This is a genomic window from Salipaludibacillus keqinensis, assembly GCF_003226325.1.
Lineage (GTDB): Bacteria > Bacillota > Bacilli > Bacillales > Salisediminibacteriaceae > Salipaludibacillus > Salipaludibacillus keqinensis.
Window position 1 is genome coordinate 1039013 of sequence record NZ_PDOD01000001.1, and the last position, 17737, is coordinate 1056749.

13 protein-coding genes are annotated in these 17737 nt (G+C 39.0%); 10 read left to right on the forward strand and 3 right to left on the reverse strand.

The annotated features are described in order from the left end of the window. The first annotated feature begins 7 nt into the window (after window positions 1-7). The 5 genes from CR194_RS05320 (at window position 8) to CR194_RS05340 (ending at window position 8206) form a co-directional block, all read left to right on the forward strand. On the forward strand, window positions 8-2440 hold the full coding sequence (locus tag CR194_RS05320; RefSeq protein WP_110608571.1) for a DEAD/DEAH box helicase family protein: 2433 nt from the start codon (window positions 8-10) through the stop codon (window positions 2438-2440). Window positions 2441-2854: 414 nt separating this feature from the next. Continuing rightward, a complete protein-coding gene (locus CR194_RS05325) occupies window positions 2855-5104 on the forward strand; it encodes an McrB family protein (protein WP_110608572.1) in 2250 nt (749 codons plus the stop codon). Next, the gene (locus tag CR194_RS05330; RefSeq protein WP_158282175.1) at window positions 5104-6372 is read left to right on the forward strand and encodes an McrC family protein; all 1269 of its coding nucleotides are present in this window, start codon (window positions 5104-5106) and stop codon (window positions 6370-6372) included. Before CR194_RS05325 ends, CR194_RS05330 begins: the two co-directional genes overlap by 1 nt. Before the next feature lie 60 nt (window positions 6373-6432). Continuing rightward, complete coding sequence (locus CR194_RS05335; RefSeq protein WP_110608574.1) at window positions 6433-7032, forward strand: GIY-YIG nuclease family protein; 600 nt, start codon at window positions 6433-6435, stop codon at window positions 7030-7032. Between the two features lie 49 nt (window positions 7033-7081). After that, window positions 7082-8206 carry a M20 peptidase aminoacylase family protein gene (locus CR194_RS05340; RefSeq protein WP_332888657.1) on the forward strand — a complete coding sequence of 375 codons (1125 nt, stop codon included), beginning with the start codon at window positions 7082-7084 and terminating at the stop codon, window positions 8204-8206. 138 nt (window positions 8207-8344) lie between these two features. Here the strand turns inward: CR194_RS05340 and CR194_RS05345 are convergent, their stop codons facing one another. Continuing rightward, window positions 8345-9421: an Ltp family lipoprotein gene (locus CR194_RS05345; protein ID WP_233254236.1), complete on the reverse strand. Its 1077-nt coding sequence runs from the start codon at window positions 9419-9421 to the stop codon at window positions 8345-8347. Window positions 9422-9699: 278 nt separating this feature from the next. Beyond that, a complete protein-coding gene (locus CR194_RS05350) occupies window positions 9700-10230 on the reverse strand; it encodes a microtubule-associated protein Bicaudal-D (protein ID WP_110608576.1) in 531 nt (176 codons plus the stop codon). A gap of 573 nt (window positions 10231-10803) precedes the next feature. Between CR194_RS05350 and CR194_RS05355 the strand changes: the two genes are divergently transcribed. After that, window positions 10804-12417 (forward strand): glutathione ABC transporter substrate-binding protein, encoded by a 1614-nt coding sequence (locus CR194_RS05355; protein ID WP_110608987.1) that lies wholly within the window; start codon window positions 10804-10806, stop codon window positions 12415-12417. A gap of 191 nt (window positions 12418-12608) precedes the next feature. On the opposite strand, the gene CR194_RS05360 is transcribed toward CR194_RS05355, so the two are convergent. Beyond that, entirely contained in the window at window positions 12609-13061 is a 453-nt protein-coding gene (locus CR194_RS05360; RefSeq protein ID WP_110608577.1) for a staygreen family protein, read from the reverse strand. 269 nt (window positions 13062-13330) lie between these two features. Between CR194_RS05360 and CR194_RS05365 the strand changes: the two genes are divergently transcribed. The 4 genes from CR194_RS05365 (at window position 13331) to CR194_RS05380 (ending at window position 17571) form a co-directional block, all read left to right on the forward strand. Further along, the gene (locus tag CR194_RS05365) at window positions 13331-14314 is read left to right on the forward strand and encodes a DUF3895 domain-containing protein (RefSeq protein ID WP_233254237.1); all 984 of its coding nucleotides are present in this window, start codon (window positions 13331-13333) and stop codon (window positions 14312-14314) included. Window positions 14315-14435: 121 nt separating this feature from the next. After that, on the forward strand, window positions 14436-14960 hold the full coding sequence (locus CR194_RS05370; protein WP_110608578.1) for an NUDIX hydrolase: 525 nt from the start codon (window positions 14436-14438) through the stop codon (window positions 14958-14960). Between the two features lie 132 nt (window positions 14961-15092). Further along, window positions 15093-16946, forward strand: coding sequence for a sensor histidine kinase (locus CR194_RS05375; RefSeq protein ID WP_110608579.1), 1854 nt, complete (start codon window positions 15093-15095; stop codon window positions 16944-16946). After that, window positions 16924-17571, forward strand: coding sequence for a response regulator (locus CR194_RS05380; protein WP_110608580.1), 648 nt, complete (start codon window positions 16924-16926; stop codon window positions 17569-17571). Before CR194_RS05375 ends, CR194_RS05380 begins: the two co-directional genes overlap by 23 nt. Window positions 17572-17737 lie beyond the last annotated feature (166 nt).

Sequence of the window (17737 nt, forward strand, 5' to 3'; positions counted from 1 at the left end):
GACAGACATGAGTGAAGTTAAACTAATTACGACCCAACTCATTGAAGAGCTGACAACAAAGATTGATCAAGCGTCAACTGTCTATATCCTCGTGTCTTTTTCGATGAAAACAGGCGTTCGTTTGCTCGCCCCTTCGTTAAAAAGAGCAACTGAGCGTGGAGCTGATATTAAAATTTGTACAGGTGATTATCTGTATGTCACTCAGCCAGAAGCGCTAGAAACGTTGTTACATATTGATCCTCGTATGGAAATTCGCCTTTGGAGAAGTGAAGGGAAGTCCTTTCACCCAAAGGCTTATTTGCTAGAGGAAGAAAACGATGGTTATTTGTACGTTGGATCTTCCAATCTATCATCTTCAGCCCTTACAAACGGTGTGGAGTGGAACTTAGCCGTTTCAAACCATGTGGCATCCGAAACGATTGATCAAGCGAGAGAAGAGTTTTTACGGTTGTTTTATGATGAACAGACCGTTCCATTGAATGAACAAACGTTGCAGCTGTATCGTGAAGTCTATGAAGAAAAACGGCAACAGCTCCCTGAGTTTGTTCGATGGTGGACCGAGGATGATGAAAAAAGTTTAATGCTTGCGGACGATCGCAAACAAGTACCTGTAATAGCGGAACCGCCTGAAACTTATACAACTTCCATTCATCCTCGTGGACCACAAATTGACGCCCTTGAATCATTGACGAACACGATGGATGAAGGCTATGACAAAGCGATGATTGTCATGGCCACTGGTTTAGGTAAAACCTACTTAGCCGCTTTTTTTGCTAGGAAATTCAAAAAGGTGTTGTTCATTGCTCACCGTGAAGAGATTCTCTTCCAAGCCCAACACTCGTTTAAACACGTCATGCCAGAAATAAAGAGCGGAATTCTAAATGGCACGCATAAAGAAACAAATGCTGACCATGTCTTTGCCTCTATTTTTACCCTTTCTAGTGACGCCCAATTAAAATCCTTTGATCGTGACGGGTTTGACTTGGTGATAGTGGATGAGTTCCACCACGCAGCAGCTAATTCCTATGCAAGAGCTCTCGATTATTTTCAGCCCACGTTTTTATTAGGGTTAACGGCAACTCCTGACAGGATGGACGGGAAAGACGTGTTTGCCATTTGTGAAGGAAATGTCGCTTTTCAGATGCATTTCCTCGAAGCAATCCAAATTGGTTGGCTCGCTCCGTTCCAGTACTATGGCATCTATGATGACACGGATTATTCAAAAATCACGTGGCTCGGAACACGCTATAGTCAGGAAGAGCTTCTTGAAACACAGTTGCGAGATGATATGGCGCAAAAAATCTACGAGGCTTGGAATAACCATAAACAGTCACGAACGTTGGCTTTTTGTTCATCAATTAAACAAGCAGCCTTTTTAACTCAGTTTTTCAGAAAACAAGGCGTTAAAGCGGTTGAACTTCATTCTGCAGCAGACGGGATGAACAGAAAAGAGGCGATCCAGCAGATTATGGATGGCCAGATCGATATCATCTTTACAGTGGATTTGTTTAATGAAGGGACGGACATCCCAGCGCTAGATACGTTACTGTTTGTTCGACCGACTGAATCCTTGACCGTCTTCACCCAGCAAATCGGTCGGGGACTGCGATTAAACGCAGGCAAAGACCACTGCGTCGTAATTGATTTGATTGGTAATTATCGAAATGCTGATTTGAAGCTCAGTTTGTTAGATACTCGGCCTGAGGATAAGCGGGCAAAGAACCGGGACGTGGTTCCTCAAGTCCCAGCGTCTTGTACGATTGATATTGACCTAAGAGCCATCAATTTATTGAAAGAATTGAAGCGGAAACAACAGCCTCGAAAACAGAAAATCTTGAGCGATTACTATAGAATGAAAGAGGAGTTCGGCTATCGCCCGACATACCTGGAGTTCCACCGTCACGGCTATGAAAATTCAATGGCCGTTCGTCAAGAGTTCAAGTCTTATGTTGGATTTCTTTATTGGGCTGAGGAGTTGTCTGAGAAAGAGAAGCAAGCTTTCAAGGATGGGGAAGCTTGGCTCACAGAAGTTGAGAAAACAGGTATGACAAAGAGCTATAAGATGGTTGTTTTGCAATACATGTTAAACCGAGGAGCAAGAGAATGGTTAAAGCCTGTCACATCTGATGAAGTAGCCCCGTATTTCTTTGATTATTTAACTGAGAAAGAGTACCGACGAAAGATCGATTTCGCCGATAAAGACAAGAAAAACTGGACAGAAGATGACTTGGATAAAGTGGCCAAATTAGTCGCTCGCATGCCGATGACGAAGTTCGGTGAGAGTGCTTCATTTGATGGTGAATTGTTCAAGCTGGATCTAGAGTTTAAAGAGGAACTTAATGAGTATATTTATGAGTGGACAAAGGAAGTTTGTGAGTATCGGCTGGAGAGTTATTTTGAGAAGAAGGCGGGTAACCGGAGGGACGGTTCTCGTGGTTGAGAAAAGGTAATTCTATTAATGAGAAATTCATAAATTTGATCTAAATAGATAATAACAAACACATCATAACCTTTTTCGGTTTCATCTAATTTTATGAAGCATTCTCTATCTGGAAAGAGCTTTTCAAAGTGTCAGATGGATCTTATTTATTTGATAAGACACTTATTCAGTCTAATATTAAAAAGAATAAAGATAACCCTGAACTTGCCGATTGGGCTGTGGGTATAAAATGGATCAGAACGGTAAGTTGAGGTAACGCTCTAAGAAAGAAAGGAATGTTTGCGAATCAAAATATCGTTTGTAAGTTAAGAGATAAGGACACCATTGATTTTCTAAAGGATCCGTTTTCAATTGAAGTGGATTGATTACTATATTTTTAAGAGCATTCCAAAATAAGTGGGGGGGGAAAGATACATGGACAGAATTCAACAAATTATTGATAAATACAAGATGATAACACTAGCCGAAGTGAAGACGCATCATAGAGAAATGTTTGAAGAAGTGTATGATAAATCTTCTAAATTCCATAAAGATTTCTATGATAGAGTGAATGATTCGAATTGGGATGAAGATAAAAAAAGTTCAGTTATCCGAGTAATCGATATCATTAAAAACCCTGAAGATATGTTTACAGATGATCACATTGCTGATTTAGATATCTTCACTGGAGCGATTAATTTAATCGTTCATACAAATAATTATATTAATAACTTCAAACAAAGTAGGATTGACTTAGTTTCGTTATTTAATGAGATGAAAGTAGAGACAAATTATCTTCATATGTTAGAAAACTTTAACATGCCGCCAACTTTAAAAGGTCACTTTGTTCATCTCTTTTCTATTGTAAAAAATATTCAGTCCCCGGGAGAATTCATTGTTGCTTATAAGTTTGAAAGAAGCATAAATAAATTGATCTTCGACAAGACCGATGAATACAATGATTTGCTAGATACATACCAACAATTTTCTGATGCTAGTGAGGAAAACTCTTACATATTTTATGCATTCACTACTGTAATTCAATGTTTAATTGCGAAAGATATAAACGATTTGGAGCCAAGTTTAAAACAAAAAGAATTTAAAAACTTAAAGAAACAGATTTATCAATTTGTTGAACGCTGTGATACTTTAAAGCTTGATTGCTCGTTCCTTTCTTTTCAATCAAATGATTCTGTCATGAGAATCGATCAACAGTTGAACACGGAATCCCATGTGATAGCAAAAATTGAGACTGATGAAACAAGTTTAAAGACAGTGAAAACGATCGACCAGGCCACGTTATATATTTGTGATCAAGTGACAAAAGAAGTGGAGTGGATCGCTCATGTCGATCAAATATTCCTAGCGGAGGAGAACTTCCCATCGCAATCGGAAGTAATAGAGATTGCTCCATTTACCGCTAAAGGGAAAACGGTCTGGATGAAGATTAGTAAACTAGTGAAACAATCACCAAGGATTATGTTAGATCAAATCGAGCCCGTTCATAAAGGAAATGCCAGTAAATTAACGCAACAAGGCCTACATTTAATTTTTAATACAGATGTAGAGACAAAAATAGTCCAAGAGGACGATGAAGAGAGTTCAAACGATTTAGGACCAGCTTACGAAGAAGACTTGATTTACAGTAATCCTAATATGATCTTATATGGTCCACCAGGAACAGGAAAAACGTATCAACTTGCAACGAAGTCAATGGAGATCATTTATAACCTTCCAGCAGATGAGTTAGCTGAGAAAATAAATATTAAGAAGATGTTTAAAAAGTATCAGCAAAAAGGGAACGTTCGCTTTATCACCTTTCACCAATCGTATTCCTATGAAGACTTTAACGAAGGCTTACGTTCTGACGAGGAAGGGAAGTTTGTCCCCACTGACGGAATGTTTAAAAGAGCAGTGATTGACGCTCTATTTGCTGGCCTTGAAACTTTTAATCATGTGGATCATTATTTAGATCGTAAAAAGATGGTTTTAGATGCCCTAAGAAACAATAGTACGTTCGATTTCAATCGTGCTGAAAAATTTGTCATCGTTATTGATGAAATCAATCGTGCGAATATTTCTAAAGTGTTCGGCGAATTAATTACGTTGATTGAAGAAGATAAACGTCTGACGAAAAGTAATGAGACCCGTGTGGATTTACCATTGTCAGGGGATCCTTTTGTTCTTCCGCCAAATCTTTGGATTATTGGCACAATGAATACAGCAGATCGATCCATTGCCTTGCTTGATACGGCTTTAAGGAGAAGATTTTTATTTGAAGAAGTCATGCCAAAACCTTCATTATTGCCCTTTATCGATGATATTGACTTACCGACCATGTTGCATCGTATGAACCAACGAATTGAAGTGCTTTACAGTCGAGATCATACGATTGGTCATGCCTATTTTATGGATGTGCAAACAGTCGATGACGTGATTACAGCTATGCAAAGCAAGGTTATTCCACTACTAAAAGAGTATTTTTACGATGATTGGGAAAAAATTGCGCTAGTCCTTGGTGGAGTAGGGAAAAGTGAACAAGATTCATTTATGATTTACCAAGATCAAGTCGATGTTCAAGCATTATTTAAACGATCATCTACTTATACAGCTATGGATCTTCCACCGAAATATTATGTTAAATCAAACATCACCGTTGATGATATCAAAGGTATTTATGAATGATGAAGCAAATCGTTATAAGAGAGGCGTATGACTGGATTTTTTGCGATAAAAATCAACCAAAAGCTCTTACTCAAGTCGAGTGGGAGCACCTCCTCTTATTTATAGAGGAAAGGTATAAGAACGAAAATGTCGTCGAGCATGGAAGCCATAGACTCCGTTTTATTAATCTTGTTGGCGTAATTCAATTGGATACAGTAAGAATTGAGATCCTCCCTAAGATCGATTTAAATAAAACGAAAGAAAGCTTGAATCGTCGGGCTTTATTAAACATGCTTTCCATGACAAAAAAGCTGCCCATAGCGATCGGAGATAAAACATTAAGTACGTATGAAAAAGTAGATTTAGTTCATATAATAGCAAATCTGTTTATTGTCGAACTATCAAAAACATTGAATCGAGGCATGTATCGAGAATACCGATTAACTGAAGAAAACATTCCTACGTTAAAAGGACGATTATTAGTGTCCGAGCCCCTTCGGAAAAATACTCGCCGATCCGTAAACGCCTTTTGTGAGTTTGACGAATTAACACCAGATATACTAATCAATCAGCTTCTTAAAGCTGCCTTAAGGATTGTTTTCCCATATGTTCAACAATCGTCCTTAAAGATGAAATTGATGAATGGCTTTGAAATGTTAGATGATGTCAGTGATGTGCCAATCACGTCAGCGATGCTGGATCAGGTTGAAATCAATCGACAGAACCAACACTATGAAACGACTTTGCAGTTAGCGACTGCTATTTTACAATCCACGTCTATGAGTAGTGGGCAAAGCAAACAAATAGCCTTTTCCTACTTATTTAAAATGAACGATTTATTTGAAGGGTACACTGGAGAAATGTTGAAAAAGATCATGGCATCCTCTTCCTATAAGGTGTGGTCTCAACACACTGCGAAAAGGTTATTGCACAATGTCCATTCAGGCAGAGAGAATATATTATTAAAACCGGACTTTGTCCTTGAAGATAGTGATGGGGTACCTAAAGTTATCATTGATACAAAATGGAAAAGCATCCTTATGGATTCTAGGGTGCTTTACAAACAAAGTGATATTTATCAAATGTACGCCTATATTACCGCGTATAAAGAAGCGGAGCGATGTATTCTTCTCTATCCAAAAACAGAAGACGGAACGCTCCCAACTTGGCTTGTACCAGACTATACGCCTGAGAAATACATCGAAGTAAAAACAGTCCGATTAGATTCCATCGAACATACGGGTGAGGATCTTGAAGGAATGTTGAACTTACCGCAGGGACGGTTCTAGTGGTTGAAGCATGAATTTATCATTTTATTTAACTTCTTATCTAAGACTGGAGGTGATTAAGTGAAAATTAATTGGAATAGTCAAGAATTGGAGTTTATGCCAATTGACTTGATTTTTAAATCTTCAAATCTAGAAAATATTTTTGCGGACAAAAACAACAATTCGCTGGGCGAAACGATTGAACATAAACGGTATTTAAAATTCAAAGAAAGAGTACAGAATTCATATTCTGACTTTCTTGAATGGGAGCTCGGCCGTTTCTTACACCGTTTGAAATCCTTAGATGATCGTTTTTATATGAATTTCCTTAATAAGAATGGTGATAAGGTCTATAGTAACTTCTATATAGATGACAAAAATTACTTGAATTCAAAAGGATTGTACGCTTATTTTGTTGGAGACGAAGTAAAGTATATAGGTAGATGTAGAGATTCATTCAAGAAAAGAATCAACCAAGGTTATGGGAAGATTCATCCGAAAAATTGTTATTTAGATGGCCAGAGTACGAATTGCCATTTAAATAATCTTGTTACTTTAAATAAAGATCAAGTGAAATTTTGTGTTTATCCAATGGAGAACGTAGATGAAATCGTGTTACTTGAAGAGGCTTTGATCAGAGAGTTAAAACCTCAATGGAACATAGCTCTTAATAGGTTATGAGCGAACTAACCGGAAGAACCGTCCCCCTGGTAAAAAGGAGTGAGAGATGATGACAAACAAGGTAAAATTCTCAACAAATTTAGATGATATTTTTGATCATTTGCACAACAACCCAGAACTTAGTTGGGAAGAAATTGAGACAACACATTACATAAAATCATTTTTAGAAAGTTATGGTTGTAAGGTTCAAACGTTTGAAGATTGCACAGGGGTAGTGGCAGATATTGGGCAAGGTTCACCAGTGGTTGGGTTAAGAGCGGATATGGATGCTTTATGGCAAGAGGTCAATGGAGGATTTCGTCCAAATCATTCTTGTGGGCATGATGCTCACATGACGATTGTTCTAGGGGTGTTTCTAGATTTAATAAAGGATCGAGACAAACTTCAAGGAACCGTTCGTTTTATTTTTCAGCCTGCAGAAGAGAAGGGGACTGGTGCGCTGAAGATGATTGAACATGGCGTTGTAGATGATGTGGATTATCTTTATGGGATGCATTTGCGTCCGGTTCAAGAGTTATCTGATGGCGAATTTGCCCCAGGAATTTCACACGGAGCTGCGAGTTTTGTCAAGGGTGTCATTCAAGGCGAGGATGCTCATGGTGCAAGGCCTCATTTAAATACGAATGCCATCCAGGTGGGTGCAGAGTTGGTCCAAGCGATTAACAGCATGAATTTTGATCCTTTGGTTCCTCACTCTATGAAAGTGACTTCCTTTCATTCGGGAGGGGAAAATACCAATATTATCCCTGGTAATGCTACGTTTACCATTGATATCCGCGCTCAGAATAATGATTTAATGGAAGAAATGATGGAACAATTAGAAAAAACAATCCACTTTTTAAGTGAACGTCATACGATTTTTCTGAACACAGAGCTCGAAGCCTCAATGAAAGCAGCGATGATAAATGAAGACGCTCAATCCATCATAGAGGATGCGATTTGTGAGACTTTAGGGAAACAGACATTACGTCCAGTAATGACCACGACGGGTGGAGATGATTTTCACTTTTATACAATAAAGCGACCACAACTAAAAGCTTCGATGCTTGCCATAGGCTGTAATCTCAAACCGGGCCTGCATCATCCTCAAATGACATTTAATCATGGAATGATCCCTGAGGCTGTGAAGGTCCTAACTAGGGTCATTAATAAGACATTAGTTGCCGAGGTGTGAGCGCTAAGATGTGACCGCAGGGACGGTTCTTGTGGTCAAAAATTCTAATTTGTGGTTCCTGACCCCCAATACGGTATAACTTTAAAGTGCCGGGGGACAGGAACCTTTTTTGGAACCTTTTAAGAGGCGCTAAGAATGTTATAAACCGACTTCATTCGCAGCATAAGTAGCAATTTCATCACTGAATCCTTCAAATTTTAACTGATCTATTAAGCCGCTTTTTGAAAATGAAGAATAATCCAGGTAGTTTTCAGCCATTTTAACGGCTTGTTCTTTCCAATTTACATCGATATTTTCTACTGCATAAGTAGCATCACTATTACTGAATCCTTCAAATTCTAACTGTTGTATTAGGCCACTTTTCGAAAATGCTGTATAATCCAGGTAGTTTTTAGCCATTTTAACAGCTTGATCTCGCCAGTTTACATCGATACTTTCTACTGCATAAGTGGCATCACTATTACTGAACCCTTCAAATTCTAACTGACTTACTAAGCCACTTTTCGAAAACGATGTATAAACCAAGTAATTTTTAGCCATTGTTACTGCTTGTTGCTGTGACATCGTTCCTGTATCTTCTTTCTTTTCAGCCTCAGCTTTAGCTTTCTCTTCTTCTTCTTTCTTTTCAGCCTCAGCCTTGGCTTTCTCTTCTTCCTCTTTCTTTTCAGCCTCAGCCTTAGCTTTCTCTTCTTCCTCTTTCTTTTCAGCCTCAGCTTTAGCTTTCTCTTCTTCTTCCTTCTTATCAGCCTCAGCCTTGGCTTTCTCTTCTTCCTCTTTCTTTTCAGCCTCAGCCTTAGCTTTCTCTTCTTCCTCTTTCTTCTCAGCCTCAGCTTTAGCTTTCTCTTCTTCCTTTTTCTTTTCATCCTCAGCCTTAGCTTTCTCTTCTTCTCTTTCTTCTTTATCTCTCTGTCTAGCTATTTCTTTTTGCTTCTCTCTTTCCTTATCTCTTTTCTCTTTAGGAGTAAGCTCTTTTTTTTCACTTTTACCTTTAGCTTTTTCTTCTTCTTCCTTATCCTTTAATTCTTGCTCTTTCTTTTCGATTTCTTTCTCTCTTTCTGCAAGCTCCTTTTCTTTTTCACTTAGATCTTCCTCTTGCTGTGTGGTTGCCGACTCAACTTCTTGACTACCTCGACTTTCGGCATTGCAGGCACTCAACATTCCTAAAACCAAAACTAAAGCTACAAATATTAAAAACATATTTTTACTATTCCGCACGTAAACCACTCCCCCTATGCTATTTTCAAACTTTTTAAGACCATTATAACTCTTTATTCGTTATTAAGAACGGAAATTTTAAAATAATGGTAAATAATTTTAGAAGATAAGGTTCTAACGAGTTTGGACGTTAGTCCTATTACAAATATAAAAAATAGATGCTCCTGTACTCCGTGTACAAAAACGTTAACGTACGGGGGGTGGTAAAGTTGAAAGATTTATTTAAACTAAATTAAAAGGACCTGATTTGAGATGATCAAATCAGATCCTTTTTATAATTATGCCTGCTTTTTTAAATCATATATATCACGTTCATGTTTCCCAATCTTCATATCAAAAAACTCCAAGTCCTCTTTAGTTGCCAAATTATCAAGACGTGCCACAATTGTGTGATTCTGCTCTGTTAGTTTACCCGTCTGCTCGTTCGTCGCATCCAGCTTTTTCTCCATTCTCGCAGTCGTTTCTTTGAGAGTTGAGATGTCCTCATTCATAAGAGACTGAGATTCTTTAAGAGAAGAGATGTCATCTTTCATAAGAGCTTGAGATTCTTTAAGAGAAGAGATGTCATCTTTCATAAGAGCTTGAGATTCTTTAAGAGAAGAGATGTCATCTTTCATAAGAGCTTGAGATTCTTTGAGAGAAGAGATGTCGTTTTTCATGTCACTCATTTCACCTTTGATGCTAGAAACTTCGCTTTTTAAGCCTGAAATATCAGTTTTCATTTCTGATATTTCACCTTTCATTTCTGAAATATCCCCTTGCACATCTTTTAATGTATTGATTATTTGATGAAGCAATTTTTCGCTCATGCATTTTCCTCCTCGAAAGGGTTCCTTTTTGCGTCGACATTTTTTTACCTTAGGGCTAGTTTACCTGAAAAAAATTTTGCTAGAAAGAGAAACTAGAACTAGATTTCCGCATTGCTCACCACCTTAATAATTGGATTTGGTATTTGACAGCATTTCCTGAGATGACTGGTACCAATTGAAGGTATATAAGGGGCACATAGTACTGCTCATAGGAGGGAGGCTATCGACAGCCAGCAGCACTTAATCAGCTTGAGTAAAGGTAAAGCAGTCTTTAAGAAGACCTATATCTATTATATAATAAGAACGTGCGTTTGTACATTGGGGAAAAGCTGACCAGAGGGACGGTTCTCCTGGTTCAATAAAGTTATTTTTTCTGTGTTAACTAAGAATTGAAGCACTTTCTTTTTTTAGAAAGAAAGGTGTATCTGGAAATCTAATCTTAGGTTTTAAGGAATTGTAACTACTCTGAACCAAAAGAACCGTCCCCGCGGTCAAATCTGAGTAAAATGACTTGCATAAACCCGACTTATCAGATAGGATTAAGTAATTAAGAAAATGGAAGGATTGATTTTTATGAAAAAATGGTTTGTACTTGCAGGAGCAACGGCGGTATTAGCTGGCTGTGCAGGGGAAGGGGAGCCTTTAAACTCAGATGGTCCGGTGAATGAGCCGAACAATAGCAACTCTGGTAATGAAGAAGTTGATGCAGATCCTGACGCATTGATTGTCAATATGCAATCGAATGTGAATGCCTTGGATCCTCATTTCGGGAACGACCACGCATCTCTTAACGTGAAGCGGACAATTTATGATACGCTCGTTCGCACGGATGAGGATTTGGAGTTACATATGAGTCTGGCAGAATCGTTTGAGCAAGAAGAGCCTGATTTATGGGAAGTATCGTTGAAAGAAGGGGTTACCTTTCATGATGGGGTTGAGTTTAATGCTGAGGCAGTGAAAGTAAATGTGGAACGGATGCTTGATCCTGACCTCGGTTCTTCAGTGGCATTCATGTTTAACATGATTGAAGAGGTGGAGATTGTGGATGATTACACGGTACGCTTCCACACGGAATATCCATTTGCGCCACTGAAAACGCATTTCGCCCATCCAGCAGGACAGATGATCAGTCCTGATCTGATTGAAGAGGACCAGCAAGCCTTTGAAGATGGGGAGGAACCAGGATCAGTCATTAACGAAAATCCTATCGGAACAGGTTTCTACAAGTTCGACAGTCAAACGCCAGGTGAGGAAATTCGTCTTGTGAAAAACGAGGATTATTTTGATGGCGAAGCAGGAGCGGATACGCTCACATTCAGAATAGTACCGGAAGATCTAACACGAGTTGGAGAGCTTGAGACAGATTCAGCGCAAATTATCGGTCATTTAAATCCAAATGACATCACGCGGTTGGAAGAAAATGAAAACACGAAGGTAGCGCGCTATGACAGTGCTTCACTTGCCTATTTTGGGTTCAATACTGAAGCTGAACCGTTTGACGACCCAGATGTGCGCCGAGCAATTGCCATGGTGATTAATAAAGAAGATATTATTGAAGGTGTTTTGAATGGGGCAGCATTGAAAGCAGATGGGCCACTTGCGCCACCGGTTGTAGGGGCTTCAGACAATTTGGATCCGATAGAAATGGATGTGGAGGCCGCACGAGAATTACTGGCGGAAGCGGGATTTGAAGACGGTCTAGATGCTGAGTTGTGGATTGATGATTCTCGTGTAAGACGGGACACAGCTGAACTCATTCAAAGCCAACTTGCTCAAATTGATGTGAACGCGGAGATTGTATCAATGGAAAGTGGCGTGCACAGTGAACGCATCTCTGAAGGGGAGCATGACTTGTTCATTGGCGCATGGGGAACCGTTACGGGAGATGGTGATTACGGCTTGTATCCCGTTTTTCATTCCGACAGCCACGGAATGACAGGGAACCGTATGTTTTACAGTAATGATGAGGTAGATGACTTGCTTGAAGCAGCCCGTCAGGAAATGGATGGCGAAGAGCGTAACGCCCTATACCACGACGCCCAGCAGATTATCGTGGACGAAGCACCTATGGTCCCACTCTACCACGTAGAACACTTAGCTGGCCTGCGCTCAGACATCGAGAATTTCTATATTCACCCGAGTAGTCTGTACGAAATGGTCGATGTTACACGGACAATTGAAGAATAAGAGTTGAACGACTTTACAAGTTTCCTTTTGAAGTGCAAACGAACTATTCATAAGGAAACACATGCTATTGGACCACTTACCCCCGAAAGTTAGAGCGAAAAAACTAACTTTCGGGGGTGTTTTTTATGCTGTGGACAGACTACTTTAGATTACGGTCTACACATTCTACAAAATCACTTCTATCATTTATACTAAACTAAGAAATCCCTCGGCGTACCTTCGTAAGAAACATGGTGAAATTGTGGGAAGATAGATACGTATTGTATGAAGATCGGAGAGTCAAGGAGGGTAGGATGGCAGGGGAAAAAGGCAGAGTCGCCGTTGATCATTCCCATTAATGCCAAGGCCATTTCCCTTTTGAATATGGTATATCTGATGCTTGCTGTCTGTTCATCGAACATGCCTGCGTCTACGAAGGCACAACCCTTCAATATCATAAGTCCGTTCCTGTCTTGTTTCCACTCAGCGATGACCTCATCACGCATGGTCATGTCAATGGCATTGTTGTCGAAGGTTAGTCCCACACTCAAAAATAACTCGCCTGTCTCATCAGAGTGAGTTAACGTGTATTTTCGCTGGAGGACAGGGTTACAGAAAGTGGCAGGGGGGATAAACGTGACAGAGAGTTTGTTTTTGGAAAACATAGTTAAACCTCCAGTTAAGATAGCAGGCACATTTTAAACTAAAGTATGTGCAAGTAACACTCAATGTGCATGCCAGCGACAGCCGCAGGGACGGTTCTTGCTGCTGGGTATGGGGTGCCTGACCCCCAATGCGGTATAACTTTAGCGTGGCGGGGGTCAGGCACTATTTTTGAGTTTATATAGAAGGAAGGGAATTTAGGTTAACCAGAAGAACCCCCCTGGTGCTTAGAAAATGTTATAATATCCCATAGTTGAAGGGGTGAAGTAAGGTGCCGGAGATACTGACAAAGGAAGAGAGAGACGAACGAATGAAGACTCTCACACAAGAACAAAAAGATTTCATACAAAATCATGTGAGGCGTGGGAAGAAAACAACGTTTGCCAATCACATGGCTAAAGATAAAGGAATCGTTCTTCCACAGGACACTGAAAGTGAAGATATCGAACATTTATTAGATGGATGGGTGTTAATTGATTATATAGACAATGGAACGGTGAATCCAGACACACCATGTGAGTGCGGACGACCGCTTCGATATCAATATATTGTCAAACATATTGGTTCCAATGAAATCCGAACTTTTGGAATCAATCATTTTGAAGAACATACGGGGTTACCAGCAGAGATCGTGAAGGACATCAAAAATGGTTTTCAACAGATTGATTATGAAATGGATGAGCTCCTCGTAAAACTACATAATGACTGGCGTCTAGAAGATGAGGTTCCCTATATTCCCGAAGATTATCCTTATCCAAATGATATGCAACAGCACTTTGATGCAAACGTTCCGTTGTTAGATCGACAAATTAAAAGACTTAAACAGAGCGTGTTGTCTTTAAATGCAGGTCCAAGAAGAGATGATCAACAACATGAACCTGAAAGAAAGACCCCTGTCATGGAATCAGTTTACGAAGCGCAGGAGCCAGATCCTTTAAATCTATTTAGTGAAGAGGAAATGCCAGCACCGAAAGAAGAGAAAGATTTGCAAGCTTATGTCCTGGCATATGAATACAGGGACGCCGTGCTTGAGTATTTAAGCCAAGGAGTGAAGAGCGCAAGAATTATTTGTGAATTGCTCATTAAAAACAACCAAGCTCCTGCAGATAGATATTCTTTCTCCAAAAGACCGAAAATCTATGTGCCTGTATGCTTTTACTTGGACTTACTCGTAAGCAAAGGCGAAGCAGATCACATCGGTTCCCTCGACCTAGATGACCGGTATTACAACCGGAGGGACGGTTCTCGTGGCTAAACCCATGGTTTTTCTTTCATTTCATCTAACCAAAAGTTAAATGGTTTGATGGAACTGGAGTCAACCGAAAGAACCGTCCCCGTGGTAAAAAACAAATTTTACTAAACTACGAGGTGACCCAATGATCTTCAACAAACTACTAGGTACGAAGCTCAACAACGAAAACGAAAATAAAATAAACTACAGAGAAGCGGTAAGGGCTGTGATTGTGCAAAATGATCACATTCTTCTCATTCAATCGAACATGGGGGACTATAAGTTTCCAGGTGGTGGGGTGGAAAAGAATGAGAGTCACATAGATGGCTTGGTCCGTGAAGTTGCAGAAGAGTCAGGTTACAAGAATTGCACAGTCAATGAAAAATTAGGAGTAGTGAAGGAAAGACGTAAGGATGAGTACGATAACCAAGCGTATTTCCAAATGAATTCGCACTATTATCTTTGTGAATTGACCGACGAAGAACAGGTGGCCCAACAATTAGATGACTATGAGGCAGACCAAGAATTCACTCCTCACTGGCTACCCATTAATGAGGCCATTGAAGCCAACGAAAAATCTCTGCAGCAATTTAAGCAAAATCGATGGATCTATCGGGAAAACTTTGTTTTAAGAGAGTTGTTAAACCGCAGGGACGGTTCTTGTGGTTGAGATAAGATAATCAATGAAGCACTTTCTTTAAGACAAAAGGTGGATGTTCTCGTAGCTCATCTAATTATAGGATTATATGGAATGATTTAACTGAGAGCAACCGAAGGAACCGTCCCTCTGAAGGAGTAAACTATGGAGCGCTTTAAAACATCAGCAAGGGAAAGAATCGCCCAACGATATATGCTTTTGATTACTGTGATCGGATTCATTGCTATTATATTGTCGTTACCATATATTGAATGGCCATCTTCTTATTCAATTTTATTTCTTCTCATATTATTTTTAGTAGTAACGGAGTTTTTTTCAATCCCCATTGGGAAAGGTTCTACTACACTTGGCTTTCCAATAGTATTTACATTTGATTTTCTATTTGGATTATCGTTAACATTAATTGTATATAGCTTAGTTGTACTTACGATTAATTTTGTTCAGCGAAGACCGACCAGGGTCGCCTTTTTTAACTCTGCTCAATTGATTTTAAGTTTTTTAGCTGCAAAAGGTATTCTTATATTCATTTATACTTTGTTCATAAATGAGACAGTGTCGGTTTCCGAAAGAGTAACTTATGCAATTATTTTTACGGTACTTTTCTACATATTTAATGAGCTCTTTGTAGATATTGTCTTATGGATTCGTCCTCAACCTTATACATTAGTAGAATGGAAACAGAGAGTGGCTGTTGAATTTATAGGGATGATGTTGTCGGCTATTTATTTAACGCTTTTCTTTGTATTAGGAACAGAAAATAGGGGAGAAGTTGATATCTTTTCTTTTTTCTTTTTCTTTTCACCCTTGGTTGCTTTATCATTGATTGGTGCAAGTCATTTTAAATTAAGAATAGAAAAAAAGCGACTGCAAGGCTTGATTTCAATAAAGAAAGATTTAAATCCAAGGATATCAGAAAGAGATTGGCTTAAAGGCTTGGAGAAGAACTTACCAAAGCTCTTTGATTATGATGCCTTTAGTATATGGATCAAAGAGGATGGAGACTGGGATTGTCAATTTAGTCATGGGGCTGTTTCCCACCTTATAGAAAACATGGAACTCGATAAAATAATCAATGAATCTGGGGGGCATTTGATAACGGTTTCCCCTTTAGCAAAAGCTGAATCTTTCTATCAGAAAAGTTTTTTAGCGAGTATTAAGTGCGGCATTTATTGTCCGTTAATTGTAGATGAGGAATTTAAGGGTCTAATGATTATAGGAAGAATGCGTCCACAACAGACGAGGCCTGAGGAAAATGAAATGATCAATGCCCTAGGAAATCAAATTGAGGTTCTAATTAAAGGAAGAACTCTTATGTCTGAGCGTGAGAGACGAATGATTCTTGAAGAAAGAAACCGGATTGCACGTGAGATTCATGATGGAATTGCTCAATCCGTTGCAGGGACTGTCATGAAATTGGAAGTGGCTAATCGTCATTCAATGGATCGTCCTCAACAAGCTTTTGAGATTTTGAGAAAAGTTTTACCTGAATTAAGAGGTAGTTTAAAAGAAATTCGCGAATCAATTTTTGCGTTGCGCCCTTATCCTACGGAAAAGCATGGTTTACCGCAAGCGATAGCTGAAGAAGTCAATCGATTAAACGAGACTCATGAAAATGTTCATATTCATCTAATGGAACGAGGAAATCATCAAACCCTTTCGCCTGAAATTGAAAAAATGACTTTTCATATTTTTAAAGAAAGTATACAAAATGCTTTAAAACATGCCTCTGCATCTAAAATCACGACTATATTGGATTATCAAAATGAGAGAGTTGTTATGAACATAAAGGATAATGGTAGTGGTTTTCGTTTAAATGAGGCCTTGTTAAAGGCTCAGAAAGGGAATCACTTTGGGATTTTAAATATGAATGAGGAAGCGAGTAAACTGGATGCTAAGCTTGAAATTAATAGTTTTGTAGGCAAAGGGACAAATATTTTATTAGTGACGCCTGTTTATTCAGAAAGGGGCAAAGAGAGTGATAAAGATAATGATCGTTGATGATCATGCTATATTAAGAGACGGTCTGAAAACTATTTTTTCCATGGAGGAGGATCTTTCAGTTGTCTCAGAGGCAGAATCAGGCGAAGAGGCGCTTACGACCTTGGAAAATGGAGAAGAATTCCCAGACCTTATTATCATGGATATCAACCTTCCTAAGCTTGATGGAGTTGAAATGACAAAGGAAGTAAAAAGACTATATCCTCATGTGAAAGTATTAATATTAACCATGTACAAACATGATGAATATTTTATGTCGGCAATAAAAGGCGGAGCTGATGGGTATTTATTAAAGGATGCTCCATCCGAGCAAGTAGTAGATGCCGCTCGTTCGCTCATGTTAGGTGAAGCGGTGATACATTCTTCTATGACAAAAAAGTTGTTAGACCTCCACCAACAGCCTGATGGTAAAAAAGAAGAGGATGAACTGACTGATCGAGAAAAAGATGTTCTGATTTGTTTAGTTAAGGGGTTAAGCAATAAAGAAATTGCAAAAGAATTATTTATTAGTGATAAAACAGTTAAAATTCATGTGAGTAAGATATTCAAGAAGTTAGCAGTGAAAAGCCGTTCCCAAGCTGTGATTTATGCTATCCAGCATAAGCTTGTTAGACTCAATGATTGAGGTGCCATCGAGATCAGTTAGATTAGTCATTTATTGTTTCATTTTTCATAGATTTGGGGTGTATGAGAGGGAAATTGACCCTTTTGTACACCTCTTTTTTCGCAGGAGCGTATAGACTAAAAGTAGTAGATAAACTGAAATAAATACGTCGTTCGAGTAATTGTAA

Excerpts from the sequence above, each read along its gene's own strand:
- CR194_RS05320 (WP_110608571.1), top strand. The coding sequence starts at position 8 with ATGAGTGAAGTTAAACTAATTACGACCCAACTCATTGAAGAGCTGACA.
- CR194_RS05325 (WP_110608572.1), top strand. The coding sequence starts at position 2,855 with ATGGACAGAATTCAACAAATTATTGATAAATACAAGATGATAACACTA.
- CR194_RS05330 (WP_158282175.1), top strand. The coding sequence starts at position 5,104 with ATGAAGCAAATCGTTATAAGAGAGGCGTATGACTGGATTTTTTGCGAT.
- CR194_RS05340 (WP_332888657.1), top strand. The coding sequence starts at position 7,082 with ATGACAAACAAGGTAAAATTCTCAACAAATTTAGATGATATTTTTGAT.
- CR194_RS05350 (WP_110608576.1), bottom strand. The coding sequence starts at position 10,230 with ATGAGCGAAAAATTGCTTCATCAAATAATCAATACATTAAAAGATGTG.
- CR194_RS05355 (WP_110608987.1), top strand. The coding sequence starts at position 10,804 with ATGAAAAAATGGTTTGTACTTGCAGGAGCAACGGCGGTATTAGCTGGC.
- CR194_RS05360 (WP_110608577.1), bottom strand. The coding sequence starts at position 13,061 with ATGTTTTCCAAAAACAAACTCTCTGTCACGTTTATCCCCCCTGCCACT.
- CR194_RS05370 (WP_110608578.1), top strand. The coding sequence starts at position 14,436 with ATGATCTTCAACAAACTACTAGGTACGAAGCTCAACAACGAAAACGAA.
- CR194_RS05375 (WP_110608579.1), top strand. The coding sequence starts at position 15,093 with ATGGAGCGCTTTAAAACATCAGCAAGGGAAAGAATCGCCCAACGATAT.